The sequence below is a fragment of the Pseudomonas sp. PDM09 genome, assembly GCF_014852305.1.
Taxonomy (GTDB): Bacteria; Pseudomonadota; Gammaproteobacteria; order Pseudomonadales; family Pseudomonadaceae; genus Aquipseudomonas.
On record NZ_JACVBI010000006.1, the window covers coordinates 233721 to 247731 of the forward strand.

Annotated in this window: 11 protein-coding genes; 5 read left to right on the forward strand and 6 right to left on the reverse strand. The window is 61.0% G+C overall.

Translation table 11 applies throughout. The annotated features are described in order from the left end of the window. Positions 1 to 201 precede the first annotated feature (201 nt). Entirely contained in the window at positions 202 to 579 is a 378-nt protein-coding gene (locus tag IB250_RS16530) for a DUF6124 family protein (RefSeq protein WP_192344904.1), read from the forward strand. Positions 580 to 641: 62 nt separating this feature from the next. Here IB250_RS16530 and IB250_RS16535 read toward each other — a convergent pair whose 3' ends face one another. The 6 genes from IB250_RS16535 to pilG all read right to left on the reverse strand — a co-directional run bounded on the left by IB250_RS16535 (position 642) and on the right by pilG (position 10618). Then, on the reverse strand, positions 642 to 1100 hold the full coding sequence (locus tag IB250_RS16535) for a chemotaxis protein CheW (protein WP_192344905.1): 459 nt from the start codon (positions 1098 to 1100) through the stop codon (positions 642 to 644). Beyond that, on the reverse strand, positions 1093 to 6996 hold the full coding sequence (locus IB250_RS16540; protein WP_192344906.1) for an Hpt domain-containing protein: 5904 nt from the start codon (positions 6994 to 6996) through the stop codon (positions 1093 to 1095). The genes IB250_RS16535 and IB250_RS16540 overlap by 8 nt, the downstream gene beginning before the upstream one ends. Before the next feature lie 36 nt (positions 6997 to 7032). After that, positions 7033 to 9090: a methyl-accepting chemotaxis protein gene (locus IB250_RS16545; RefSeq protein ID WP_192344907.1), complete on the reverse strand. Its 2058-nt coding sequence runs from the start codon at positions 9088 to 9090 to the stop codon at positions 7033 to 7035. A 156-nt stretch (positions 9091 to 9246) separates the two neighbouring features. Further along, positions 9247 to 9780, reverse strand: a complete 534-nt coding sequence (locus IB250_RS16550) for a chemotaxis protein CheW (RefSeq protein ID WP_192344908.1) — start codon at positions 9778 to 9780, stop codon at positions 9247 to 9249. Positions 9781 to 9790: 10 nt separating this feature from the next. Beyond that, positions 9791 to 10156, reverse strand: coding sequence for a twitching motility response regulator PilH (gene pilH, locus IB250_RS16555; protein WP_008068134.1), 366 nt, complete (start codon positions 10154 to 10156; stop codon positions 9791 to 9793). Positions 10157 to 10213: 57 nt separating this feature from the next. Then, the gene (gene pilG, locus IB250_RS16560) at positions 10214 to 10618 is read right to left on the reverse strand and encodes a twitching motility response regulator PilG (RefSeq protein ID WP_008068133.1); all 405 of its coding nucleotides are present in this window, start codon (positions 10616 to 10618) and stop codon (positions 10214 to 10216) included. A 233-nt stretch (positions 10619 to 10851) separates the two neighbouring features. On the opposite strand from pilG, the gene gshB reads away from it, so the two are divergent. The 4 genes from gshB to ruvX all read left to right on the forward strand — a co-directional run bounded on the left by gshB (position 10852) and on the right by ruvX (position 13972). Next, on the forward strand, positions 10852 to 11805 hold the full coding sequence (gene gshB, locus IB250_RS16565) for a glutathione synthase (protein ID WP_123500226.1): 954 nt from the start codon (positions 10852 to 10854) through the stop codon (positions 11803 to 11805). Positions 11806 to 11870: 65 nt separating this feature from the next. Beyond that, positions 11871 to 12770 (forward strand): energy transducer TonB, encoded by a 900-nt coding sequence (locus IB250_RS16570; RefSeq protein ID WP_192344909.1) that lies wholly within the window; start codon positions 11871 to 11873, stop codon positions 12768 to 12770. Positions 12771 to 12962: 192 nt separating this feature from the next. Further along, a complete protein-coding gene (locus tag IB250_RS16575; RefSeq protein WP_123500231.1) occupies positions 12963 to 13535 on the forward strand; it encodes a YqgE/AlgH family protein in 573 nt (190 codons plus the stop codon). Continuing rightward, positions 13535 to 13972, forward strand: coding sequence for a Holliday junction resolvase RuvX (ruvX, locus tag IB250_RS16580; protein WP_007897947.1), 438 nt, complete (start codon positions 13535 to 13537; stop codon positions 13970 to 13972). Before IB250_RS16575 ends, ruvX begins: the two co-directional genes overlap by 1 nt. Positions 13973 to 14011: the final 39 nt, after the last annotated feature.

The window sequence follows — 14011 nt, forward strand, 5'->3', positions numbered from 1 at the left end:
CCGAGGTGTAGAAGGCGCAAAAGCGCCCCTCATGACGTATGCTTGCGCACCTTTAATGTGTGTATTCCGTTATGGCGGCTGTACGCGGGAGACCTTCGGGTCTGCCGGGTTTTCTCCACCTCGGGTTCCAACCTGCGTACAGCTGCCACCCCTTCGCGTGGAACCGATGGAGCAGCTGAAACTCATTACTGGAGATGCACAATGTTCAAAGCTACTCCCAACCCGCCAGAATCCGGGACTGATTCCCAAGCATCCCTCGATGCAGAAAAAATGAAGGAAGCCGCCGACCGCGCCTTCTCCCATTACTTCCCCCCACTCCACGAAAAACCGGCCAACCGCCGTAAGTCCCAGCTCTTCACCGTCGCCCCCGATATCGACACCGAAGCCCTTCTGGCCAATGCCTCCGAAGACCTGCTGTCCATCAGCGCCATTGCTGCCGATCTGGCGGACGATGTGGAAGGCTCACGCCGCTCTGTAGCCTTGGCGCTCAGCCGTTTGGCCGATGGCGTGCAGTTGTTGGTGGAGCGGGTGCTGGATCATCATGAGTCGTTGCAGATGAAGGCTCGGGCCGGGGTTTAACGCAGAAACCTGATCGTTCCCACGCTCTGCGTGGGAACGATCAACGCGAAGCGCGGGAACGATCAATGGGCTAACCCTGCTGTAACAAGCAGTTCTTCCAACGCCAACAAATCCGGCACCTTGGCCACTTGCTCCCCCACCTGCACCGCCGCCTGTTCCAGCGCACACAACGGCACATCCACATAGCTCAACTGGCTATCCAGCTTGTAAGACCGCGGAATCCCCTGCACCAGCAGCGCAATGAACTTCAGCTCAGGCCGCCCGCCGAGGGCATTGAGGATGACGATCCGCGCTCGCTCACCGATCACCACTTTGTTGCCGCATGCCGATTCGAAACTGAGCAATGGAATCTGTCGTTCCCGCCACGTCACCCGCCCCAAGTACCACGGCGGGGTATCGAGATCGAAAGCCCCCGGCTGATAGTCGATGAGTTCAGCGACAGCGACGTTGGGCAGGATCAGGTTGCGATCAGCCAAGGGCAGTAGCAGTCCGGTGAGATTGCTGGAGCGGTGTTCATACATGGGTTTTGCTCCACCGGGCGATGCTGTCGAGCAGCACCGATTCCTGGTACGGCTTGCCGAGGTAGTCGTTGACGCCAATGGCCATGGCGCGGTCGCGGTGTTTCTGGCCGGTACGGGAGGTGATCATGATGATCGGCAGATGCCGCAAGCGTTCGTCCGCGCGCACCTGGGTCGCCACTTCGAAGCCGTCCATGCGCGGCATTTCGATGTCCAGCAGCATCAGGTCGGGCATGTGTTCTTCGAGCAGCAACATGGCGTCGACACCGTCCTTGGCGATCAGCACGTTCATACCGTGGCGTTCCAGCAAACGGCTGGTGACCTTGCGCACGGTGACCGAATCGTCGACCACCAGCACCAGCAACGGCCGTTGCGATTCGGGCTCTACGTCTTGAGTCACAGGCCGCTTCGGCAGCTGTGCTTGCATCGCGCGGATCGGCGCCAGCAAGTCGAGAATCAGTACCACACGGCCATCACCGAGAATCGTCGCGCCGGACAAACCCTGCACCGCAGCGAACTGCGGGCCAAGGCTTTTGACCACGATTTCCCGGGTGCCGGCCATGGCATCCACTTGCACCGCGACGTGCCGCTCGTTGCACTGCACCAGCAACACCGGCAACGGCAGACTCTGGCCCAGCAGTTTCGGGCGGGTGCTGGTTTTCAGCAGCTCGCCGAGATAGCACAACTCGTAACGTTGCCCGGCGTATTCGTAGGTCGGCGGATCCAGCCGGTAATGCCCTTCGAGTTCGTTGGGCAATACACGCACGATGCCGTCGATGGTGTTCAGCGGGATCGCGTATTGATCCTCCCCGCATTGCACCATCAGCGCGCGGTTGACCGACACGGTGAACGGCAGGCGAATCCGGAAATGCACGCCCTGCCCTGGCACCGAGTCGATGGTCATACTGCCGCCGAGCTGCCGGACTTCTTCGTGAACCACATCCATGCCGACGCCACGCCCAGAGATCTGGGTGATTTTCTCGGCGGTGGAGAACCCCGGTTGCAGGATGAATTGCAGCACGTCGCGGTCGCTGATGTCGCTGTCCGGGTCGAGCAACCCGCGCTTGATCGCCTTGCGCCGCACGGCCTCCAAAGGCACGCCGGCACCGTCGTCGCGGATGTCGAAAATGATGTCACCACCCTCTCGGGACAAGTCCAGGGTGATCTTGCCTTGGGCCGGTTTACCCGCCGCGATACGCACCTCGGCCGATTCCAGCCCATGGTCAACGGCGTTGCGCAGCATGTGTTCCAGCGGCGCGGCCATGCGCTCGAGGACGTTGCGGTCCATCTCGCCTTCGGCGTTGCCGACGATGAAGTCCACGTCCTTGCCCAGTTCGCTGGCGACCTGCCGAACGATGCGTTTCAAACGCGGCAGCATCCGCTCGAACGGCACCATGCGCGTACGCATCAGGCCTTCCTGCAATTCGGTGTTGATGCGGCCCTGCTGTTGCAGCAGGTTTTCCGCGTCGTGATTGCGCCGCTCAAGGGTTTCCTTGAGGTCAAGCAGGTCGGAGGCAGACTCGAACAGCGCCCTGGACAACTGTTGCAGCTGCGAGTGGCGGTCCATCTCCAATGGGTCGAATTCTTCGTACCCCAGGCGTTCGGCGTCGACTTGCTGACGGCTGAGAATCCGCCCCTGGGTTTCGGTATCGAGGCGGCGCAACTGGTCGCGCATGCGTTCGATGGTGGTTTCCATCTCGCTCAGGGCCACCCGTGCATCGTTGACCTGTTGTTCGATGCGGCCACGGAAGATTGAAGTTTCCCCGGCCAGATTGACCAGGTCGTCGAGCAATTCCGCCGAGACCTTGACCGTGTCGGTGCCTTCCGGTTGCAGCGCGGTTGGCTCGGCCTTAGGCGCTACGGGCAGCGTCACGGGTGCCGATGTTACGGGCACTGCCGGATGGCTGAAATTCTTGATCGCGTCGATCAGCCGATCGGCCGGCGGCAATGGCTGACCGGCGCGAGTGGCATCGAGCATCTGCGCCAGTCGGTCATGGCTGCGTTGCAACAGCGAGAACAGCTCGGCGGTAGGTTGCAGCACGCCCGCCGACAAGCCTTCGTAGAGGAATTCCAGCTCATGGGCCAGGTCGCCAATCGGCACAATCTCCACCATCCGCGCGCCACCCTTGAGGGTGTGCAAGTCACGCAGCAGGGTTTCCATTTCCTGGCGATTCGAGGGCTCGGCCTGCCAGCGCAACAGTGCCGCGCCGGAGTTTTCAATGATGTCGAAACCTTCCTCGAGGAAGATCTCCAGAAGCTCGGAATCATGACCCGCCGAGTCATTGCTGACCGCTGGTTCGATCGCCTCGGCGCTGCCGGCATTGCCTTGGCGAAACTCACGAATGGCCGTGATCAACTCACCCGGATCACCCAACGGACGGTTGTGCTGCAACTGATCAAGGAACAGGGCCAGTCGGTCATGGCTCTGTTCCAGCAATTGCGCCAATACTTCGCTGTGGCTGTAACGGCGGTCCACCAGGCCTTCGTAAAGGTTTTCCAGTTCATGGGCCAGATCGCCGACCGGCTCGACCTCGGCCATCCGCGCACCGCCCTTGAGGGTATGCAAATCGCGCTGCAACGACGACAGCGGCGCGCCGTTGTCCGGGTCACTCAGCCAGCGCTGCAAGGCCTGGCCGGCGCTTTCGAGGATATCCACCGCCTCTTCAAGGAAGATCGAAACGATTTCGTCGTCCAGCTCCACCTGCGTCGCGCTCTGCTCCAGCTCGGCGGTGGCGCTGCCCAGTTCGCGGATGCTCAGGGTGCGGCTGCCGTCACTGCGGATCAGGCCCATGGACGAGGGATCGAGACTCTCATCGAGCAAGTCGCGCAAGGCACGCACCCGCTGCGGTTGCGCAGTGACTTCCTGGCCTGCGGCCAGTTCGTCGAGCATGTTGATCAGCGCTTCATGGGCACTTTGCGCCTCATGAAAAAACCGGTCGCTGACCGCCAGGCTGCTTTCTTCCACAGCGCCATACAGGTCGAGCAAAGCTTCGCAGAGTTCATCCACCGGATGCAGATCGGCCAGGTGCGCGCCTTCGCCGAGGGTGGTCAGTTCGTCGAGCAGCGCGCTGAGTTCCTGCCGCTCGCCGGGATGCTGCTGCCAGCGCAGTAACAGACTTTCGGCGTCCAGCAGGATGTCCATGCCCTGGGCAAGGAAGTTGTTGATCAGTTGCGGATCGCGCTTGATCCGCAGCTTGGTATTGGGCGTGCTCAACAGGCTTTGCAGACGCTCGGCCAGCAATACCTGGGTTCGCTCGATCAGCGAGCGGGCGTCGGGGATTTCAGCCAGCGGATCGCTCTTGAGTTGTCGCAGCCCAAGGCGGAATAGCCCTTCGGCTTCCAGCAACAACTCGACTTCGTCCAGGTCGAGGGCAATCCGGTGCGCCTTGTACTCCCGGGCCAATTCATCCAGCGACGCCGCCAACTCGGCAATCGGCAGCACGCCGGCCATCGAGGCGCTGCCCTTGAGCGTGTGCAACGCCCGCTGCAACTCGTCGCTGGCCTGAAGCGGTACATGCTCGGCGGCTTGGTCGAGGAAGCGATTGAGGCTGCTCAAATGGGTTTCGGCTTCGTTGCGGAAGATCTCCAGCAACAGTGGATCGAGCGCCGCGACATCCTGCACGTCCTCATCGGACACCGGCTTATCACCCTTGGCGAGGGCATGGGCGCGGGCGGCCAGTTGATCGACATCGTTGCGCTGGCGCTGGGCATTGGCGGCGAACTCGGCCACCAGTTCCGGCAGCAGCTTCAGCGCATCGCCCACCAGTTGTTGCACCGCAGGCCCAGGTGCAACGCTGTGTTCCAGCACGCGGTTGAGCAGGTTTTCCACCGCCCAGGCCAACTCACCCAGCACCAGCGCACGGACCATCCGGCCACTGCCTTTGAGGGTGTGGAAGGCGCGGCGTAGTTCACTCAAGGCCGATGTGCTGTCGGGACTGGCCGACCAGCGCGGCAGATACTCCTCGAGGATTTCCAGCACCTCGTCCGTCTCTTCGAGGAAGACGTCCCGTAGCTCATCGTCCACCGGCTCTTCACCGGCGGGCGGCGGCAACAGGCTACCCGGCGTGGTCAGGGCTGGCGGGTTGACGGACGATACGGGGCTGGCCAGCACATCGGCCAGGGACTGAACGGTTTCGGGGTCATCCAGCTCCTGCATGTCCTGCATGACCAGGGCTTCACTGGGGCTGAGCACATCCTTGAGCATCGGCACCTGCTGTTCGATGGGGAAGAAGCCGAGTGAGGCCAGGCCTTTTTCCGCGACATCGAGCAGGTGTTCCCCCGGTGCTTCGGGGTCGTCGCTGAGGCGCTCCAGGTAATACTCGATGCTGGTGATGACGTCGGCCAGGCTGTCCAGTTGCTGCCAGCCGGGCTGGCCCGGGTCCACCAGCAGATGCTCGCGGATGAAGCCGTTGCAGGTCTCGACCAGGCTCGCCGCGCGGGCCAACGGAATCATCGCCAACGCACCGCGCACCTGGGTCAGCAACGCCGGCAAGGGTTGCAAATGCTGGCGGTCCCAGTCGGCGTCGATGTAGTCGACAATCATGTCCTTGGCCTGTTGCAGGCAAATGCGCGCTTCCTTGATCACGATCTGATGGATCTGCGTCAGATCGGTGGTCGGCAGACGGCTGTCTTCCTGGCTTTGCGGCTCCACGGTACCGACCATGCCGGCCAGGGTCGCTTCGACGTAGAGCAAGGCCCCGGCGACGTCCATGAGGGTCGCGTCGTTGGGTTCACGCTGGCCCTGAGCGAGGCTCAGCACCACCGCCAGTTGATCGATGATGACCTTGCGCGGCTGGCCGAAACCGAGCACCGCCAAGGTGTCGGCGATTTGCCGCAGGGGCGCCAGCAGGCTTTCGAGGTCTGAGGTGTGCTGGCGGTCGCTGCGCACGAACAAGTCCAGGCGCTCCTTGACCCGCACCAGCTCTTCGCACAGCGCCGACAATACCGAGCGCATGGCGTCGCGGTCAGGGCCGGCCAGCCGTGCCCGTTCTTCATCGACCATCGCGCCGTCGGGTAGCGCATCGTCAAGCGAGTAGCGATCTTTCATGGTCAGCATCTGCCCGGTGGGGTGTTCGGCCTTGGCAATATAGAACAACAAACTCTTGAGCAGCTGCGGCGGTGCCGGTTGATTGATTCCAGACATGCCTTGTTCGAGCAGACGTTTGAGCTCTTTATCGGCGTCCTTGAACAAGCTGCGCAACGCCGGGCTGTTGGCGATCGAGCCATTGCGCATGCCTTCGACCAGCGCTGAAGCGACTTGCCATAACGGGCTCAGCGGCGCGTTGTCGCACAGCGCTTCGAGGCGCGCAAACACCCTGGCCAGATAACCGAAGTGGGTTTCGTCATCCTGCTCGCGCAACAAACCGACCAGGGCCATCTGCAACATTTGCCGCAATTTACGCAGTACATTCGGCAAGTCGGACGGTTCCAGCAGCGCCAGGGCCTCTGGGCCCAGAGGTAGCAGCTCCGGCAGTTGCGGGCTGAACAGGCTGGTTTCCGATAACAGGCTTTCGCCACGGGCGCTGCGCAGGTCGTTGAGCAGCGGCAACACCACCAGCGGTAAGTCACGACGGGCGCCTTGCACCCGGTCGAGGTAAGTCGGCAATTGCCCAAGGGCGTGCAGTAACAGGTGGATCGCCTCATCGCGATGGCTGACGCGGTTCTGCTGCAAGGCGCCGGTCAACTGCTCGATCTCTTCGGCAAGCAAGGCCGCGCCGTAGAACTCGACCATCTGCAAGCTACCGTGAACCTGATGGACACAGGCCAGACACTCACTCAGCGTGTGTGTCGCCTGTGGATCGTCGATCAGGGTTTCGATCGCCTGATGAGCCTGTTTCAGCGTTTCGGCAATCTCGCCTTTGACCCACTCGAGGGCCACATAGTCGTGCCGATCACCCATAACTACTCCAATCAAATGCATACGCCCTGAGGCGGTTCAAGCTTTGTCCGCAGCCTGCGTTTTAGCGGCCGGCAAGGTGAAACCGGACACCGAACGCCGCAGCTGGCTGGCCATTTTCGCCAGGTTGCCAATGCTCTCGGCGGTGGCGGTGGAGCCGGACGAGGTCTGCGTGGTGATCTGCTGGATCACGTTCATCGTCAGGGAAATCTGGCCGGCCGACGAAGTCTGTTGCTGCGCGGCGTTGGAAATACTCTGGATCAATGCCGCGAGGGTCTTCGATACGCCTTCGATTTCTTCCAGGGCCACCCCGGCATCCTGCGCCAGACGCGCGCCGCGCACCACTTCGGTGGTGGTCTGTTCCATGGAAATCACCGCTTCGTTGGTGTCGGCCTGAATCGCCCGCACCAGCGTTTCGATCTGCCGGGTCGCCGCGGACGAACGCTCGGCCAGACGCTGTACTTCGTCAGCCACCACCGCAAAACCGCGTCCGGCGTCACCGGCCATGGAGGCCTGAATCGCCGCGTTGAGGGCGAGGATGTTGGTCTGATCGGCAATGTCATCGATCAGGCTGACAATGTCGCCGATTTCCTGAGAAGACTCACCCAGCCGCTTGATGCGCTTGGCGGTGTCCTGAATCTGCTCGCGAATATTGTCCATGCCATGAATGGTGTTGTGCACTACCTCATTGCCCTTGTTGGCGATCTCCACCGAGCGTTCGGCCACCGCAGAGGATTCGGCGGCGTTGGCCGAGACCTGATCGATGGACTGGGCCATATCGTTGATGGCCGTGGAGGCTTCGGAAATCTGCTGCGCCTGATGCTCCGAGGCCTGGGCCAGGTGCATCGCGGTGGCCTGGGTTTCCTGCACGGCGGCGGCGACCTGGCCGGCGGTGAGGTTGATGGTCGCCACCAGATCGCGCAATTGGTCGACGGAATAGTTGATCGAGTCGGCGATGGTCCCGGTGAAGTCTTCGGTCACCGAGGCGGTCACGGTCAGGTCGCCGTCGGCGAGGTCTTCGATTTCGTCCAGCAAACGCATGATCGCGTTCTGGTTGCGCTCGTTCTTCTCGGCGGTTTCACGCAGTTGACGGTTGGTTTCGCGCACCATCACCAGGCCGATGAGGATGATCGACATCAGCGCCAGCAAGCCCAGTACATAACCACCGATAGTGCCGGTGTTACGCCCGCCAGCGAGGCTTTCGAAACGGCTGGCCAGGTGCGAGGCTTCATCGAGCAGGGTTTGCGACAGGGTAAAGATGTTGGTGGCCGATTCGCGGACCTTGAGCAGCTCCGGCGAGGTTTCGAGGATTTCATCCACCGAACCGGATACGAATTCGAACAGCTCGGATATCTCGGTCAACCGGGCGCGCGCGTCGCGGTCTTCGACCTGGCTGATTTTCAGCGCCGCGTTGCCTTGAAGCATGCCGTTGAGCACCAGGCCGAAACGCGCCGCGTCGCGACCGAAAGCGTCGGCCGCCTGCTGCGAATTTTCATCACCGGACAGCACGGTATTCACCGCACCAAGAATCCGCTCGGCCAGCAGCGACTGACGCTGGGCCATCGCCACTTGAGTGGCCGGGGCGCCACGTTGCAGGAGGATTTCGACGACCTTTTCATACTCGACCTGCAACTGCGGCACGGTTTCGGCCAGCGTTGCGGCGACTTGATGCAAGGACAATACGGTCTGCTCGCTGGAGAGGATGGCGTCGGTGTTTTTCAGCAGACGCTCCCAATCCAGCTGCACGGCGCGCATTTCCGGGCGCACGGTGGACGGTGCCGGCGGCAGGCCGGTGGAAGGATCGCCTTTCTTCAGGTAGCCCCAACGCTGGGCGAAGTCATTGCGTGCATCGCTGAGCAACTTGAACGCCGCGGCCTTGCCGGCGGCGGCTTCGGTGGCGTTCTTGGCGATGCGTTGGGACAACACGCGCAGCTCACCGGCGTGGCCGATGTACTGTTTATCGTAATTCGCCTGGGTGTTGAGGTACGCGAAGTTGGCGAACAGCAGCATGATGAAGACGATCAACGCGATGAACAGCGCAATGATCTGCGACCGGCTGCGCGACCCTTCTGGCTTGCCTGTTTTTGCTTTTATCATCGGTTCTCGCCTGTTAACCAGCATCTGTGAACCTTGCCGAGAACCCTGTGGGAGCGGGCTTGCTCGCGAAAGCGGTCATTCATTCAACATCAATGCCGACTGACCCACCGCCTTCGCGAGCAAGCCCGCTCCCACATTGGATCTGCGTCATTGCGGTTACAGCGCCACGTGCATAAAGCTTTGGGACTGCACCAACGCAAACGGGCTGAACACCTGCCAGGTCTGCTCACGCTGGAACCGGCCTTTGATGAACGGTGCAATCGGGCCGCTCAAGGTATCTACCGGTTCCAGGCTGTCCTGGGCAAAGTGCTGCAAGCCAAACACTTCATCGACCAGTAACCCGGCAAACACCTCGTTGTGCTCCACCACCAAAACCCGTCGCTGCTTGCGCAGATTCGACAGTTCATGACCGATGAAGCCACTCAAATCCATGATCGGCAGCAGGCGCCCCCGCAGGTTCGCCACGCCCTTGACCCAGGGCTTGACCCCCGGCAATTGGGTAACGCGCGGTTCGTGCAGGACTTCGCTGACTTCGCCCATGGGCGCGACGTACCAATGCTCGCCCAAGCGAAAGCCGATGCCGCTCCAGCTGTCCTGTCGGGTCGGCTGGGACGGCAAGTCCGCCGCCAGCAGACGACAGCGCTGGTCAATCTGCAGCAGCAGTTCGAAAGCCGTCAGCGACTCGGTCATGGCCGGACGATCAACCGGCCAGCACGTTGTTCAGGGTCTTGATCAGGGTCTCTTCGTCGACCGGTTTGGTCAGGTAGTCCTTGGCGCCCTGGCGCGTGCCCCAGACTTTGTCGGTTTCCTGATCCTTGGTGGTGATGATGATCACTGGAATGTGCCCGGTTTCCGGGTCTTTGGTCAGCTGACGGGTCGCCTGAAAACCGTTAAGGCCGGGCATGACGATGTCCATCAACACCGCGTCGGGTTTTTCCTGACGGGCCAGGGCCACGCCGTCGGCGCCGTTTTCGGCTTTCAACACCTCATGACCGTGCTTTTCGAGCATGCCGGTCAGTTTGTACATTTCGGTCGGCGAGTCATCGACGATCAGAATACGTGCCATGGTCTTCCCCATTCTTGTCGACACCGGGCCCCATGGCCGAGCGTCACTGTGCGTGTCCTACTGCGGCGAAACGGCGGTGAAGCCCGGTACATGGGCCTGAATCGCGTTCAGCAGTTCTTCCTTGCTGAAAGGCTTGGTCAAAAACTGGTCGGAACCGACGATCCGACCCTTGGCCTTGTCGAACAACCCGTCCTTGGACGACAGCATAATCACTGGCGTGGACTTGAACGCACTGTTGTTCTTGATTAAAGCGCAGGTCTGATAACCATCCAGACGCGGCATCATGATGTCGACAAAGATGATGCCGGGGTGATTGTCGGCAATCTTGGCCAGGGCATCGAAACCATCGATTGCGGTGATGACTTCACAGCCCACGTTTTTCAACAGCGTTTCGGCGGTGCGACGAATCGTTTTCGAATCATCGATCACCATGACCTTCAAGGCGCTGGAATGCTGTTCCATAGTGGCTCTACCGTCGCCTTTGTGAATCAAATTGTCCGTTTGCCGCTCATCGGCGACTCGAAACCCTTGATACTCAAGGGCTAGCCCGACATGGCAGTCTTTTTAGCACAGTCTCCCCATCCAATCTATCGGGCGACCCCGGCGGTGGTTTTTCCTTGACCGGGAACACACTCAGCGCCACTCTGACGCCACTTTTTCACAACACTTTCCACCCCAATTTCGAGGAAAACCCCATGAGCGTTCGCGTCGGGATTGTCATGGATCCTATCGCCAGCATCTCCTATAAAAAGGATAGCTCGCTGGCCATGCTGCTGGCCGCGCAAAAGCGTGGCTGGGAACTGTTCTATATGGAACAGCGCGATTTATATCAGGCCGAAGGCGAGGCTCGCGGGCGGATGCGTCCGCTGAAAGTATTCGCCAACCCGGAAAAATGGTTTGAGCTGGGCGCCGAAAGCGATGCGCTGCTGAGCGATCTGGACGTGATCCTGATGCGCAAGGATCCGCCGTTCGACATGGAATTCGTCTATTCCACGTATTTGCTGGAACAAGCGGAAAATGCCGGCGTACTGGTGGTCAACAAGCCGCAGAGCCTGCGTGACTGCAACGAAAAGCTGTTCGCCACACTGTTCCCGCAGTGCACACCGCCGACCATCGTCAGCCGTCGCCCCGACGTGTTGCGTGAATTCGCCGACCATCACGGTGACGTGATCCTCAAGCCGCTGGACGGCATGGGCGGTTCGTCGATCTTCCGTCACACCGCGGGCCACCCGAACCTGTCGGTGATCCTCGAAACCCTGACCTTGCATGGCCGTCAGCAAATCATGATCCAGGGTTACCTGCCGGCAATCGTTGATGGCGACAAGCGCATCCTGATGATCGATGGCGAACCAGTGGATTACTGCCTGGCACGGATTCCCGCGCTCGGTGAAACCCGTGGCAACCTCGCCGCCGGTGGCCGTGGCGAAGCCCGACCGCTGACCGAGAAGGATCGCTGGATCGCCGCGCAAGTCGGCCCGACCCTGCGTGAGAAGGGCTTGCTGTTCGTCGGTCTCGACGTAATCGGTGAGCATCTGACCGAAATCAACGTCACCAGCCCGACCTGCATTCGCGAGATCGATAACGCGTTCGGCACCGACATTGGTGGCCTTCTGATGGATGCCATCGATCAGAAGCTCAAGGCTCGTTGATAGAGACAACCAACATTGCGTTATCATCCCCGGCTTGTAAAAAACGCGATGTTGGTTTTCTTGTTATGACACTCCCGTCCGATCTGCCCCCTGAACTCGCCCACCGTGGCGTGCGTCCGGCTGATCGCCTCGGTTTCACCCTGTTTCTCGCGGCGCTGATTCACCTGGCCTTGCTGTTGGGCGTCGGGTTCTCCATGGTCGAACCCCAGCAAATCAGCAAAACCCTGGAAATCACCCTCGCCACGTTCAAAAGCGAAAAGAAGCCGGAAAAAGCTGACTTTCTCGCCCAGGAAAACCAGGAAGGCAGCGGCACTCTGGAAAAAAAGGCGACGCCTAAGACCACCGAGGTCGCGCCCTTCCAGGACAACAAGGTGCAGCCAGTCACCCCACCGCCAACCGCCACGCCGCCAGTGCCGGAAGCAGCCCCCAAGGCAGCCGTGACGACCGTCGCGCCGAAACCGAAAAAAACCGCGACCAAGCGCGAAGAGATCAAGACCGAGACCAAACCCAAGGTCGTGGCACCGACCTTCGACAGCGCGCAGCTGTCCAGCGACATCGCCAGCCTGGAAGCGGAACTGGCCAGTGAACAACAGCTGTACGCCAAGCGCCCGCGCATCCACCGCTTGAGCGCCGCGTCGACCATGCGCGACAAGGGTGCCTGGTACAAAGATGAATGGCGCAAGAAGGTCGAGCGCATCGGCAACCTCAACTACCCCGACGAAGCCCGGCGCAAACAGATTTACGGCAATTTGCGACTGATGGTCTCGATCAACCGCGATGGCTCGCTGTATGAAGTGCTGGTGCTGGAGTCTTCCGGCCAGCCGCTGCTGGACCAGGCGGCGCAGCGCATCGTAAGGCTCGCGGCGCCGTTTGCACCGTTCACCGGGGATCTGTCAGACATCGATCGTCTGGAAATTATTCGGACGTGGAAGTTTGCGCGTGGGGACCGGTTGTCCAGTAATTGACCAGCACAAAACCCCTGTGGGAGCGGGCTTGCTCGCGAAGGCGTCGGGTCAGTCGACATCAATGTTGAATGGGCCGGCCTCTTCGCGAGCAAGCCCGCTCCCACATTTGATCTGTGTTGTCAGGAGTATTTGGGGCATTTCCTGTGCATCCTCGGCTTGTCAGTTCGCCCCTCCAACGCCACACTAGCGCTCATGAAGAACGTCAGCCCCAGCTACCTCAAGCATCACTTCCTGATCGCCATGCCTCACATGGCCGACCCGAACTTTGCGCACACCTTGACCTACATCGTCGAGCACACGGCCAATGGTGCCATGGGGCTGGTGGTCAACCGCCCGCAGGACCTGAACCTGGCCGATATCCTCGAGCAATTGCGCCCCGATATCGAACCGCCGGTACTCTGCCAGCATGTGCCCATTTTTATCGGCGGCCCGGTGCAAACCGATCGTGGTTTTGTCCTGCACCCGTCGGGAAAAACCTATCAGGCAACCGTTGATCTGGACGGCGAATTGTCGCTGTCGACTTCGCAGGATGTGCTGTTCGCCATCGCCGACGGCGTCGGCCCCGCGAAAAGCCTGATCACCCTCGGCTACGCCGGCTGGGAAGCCGGGCAACTGGAAGCCGAACTGGCCGACAACGCCTGGCTGACCTGCCCGTTCAATGCCGACATCCTGTTCAATACCAGCAGCGAATTACGTCTTGAAGCGGCGGCCAAACACCTGGGCGTCAATCTCAGCCTGCTCACCAACCAGGCGGGGCACGCCTGATGGCCCTGCGGTTGATTTTGGGTTTCGACTACGGCACCAAACAGATCGGCGTTGCGGTCGGTCAGGTGATTACCGGTCAGGCCCGCGAGCTGTGCACCTTGAAGGCACAAAACGGCATTCCTGACTGGAATCAGGTCGAAGCCCTGATTAAAGAGTGGAAACCCGACGCTGTGGTGGTCGGCCTGCCGCTGAACATGGACGGCACGCCGAGCGACATGTGCCTGCGGGCCGAGAAGTTCGCCCGCCGCCTGAACGGCCGCTACAACCTGCCCTTCTATACTCACGACGAGCGCCTGACCACCTTCGAGGCCAAGGGCGAACGCCTGGTCCGTGGCGGCCAGAAAGGCAGTTACCGCGACAACCCGGTCGATGCCATCGCCGCCGCGCTGCTGTTGCAAGGCTGGCTCGACGAAAACACCGCGCTGTTCGAATCCTGACCGCACCTAATTCTGAAGAGCCGCTGCGGCGTCTCCCTT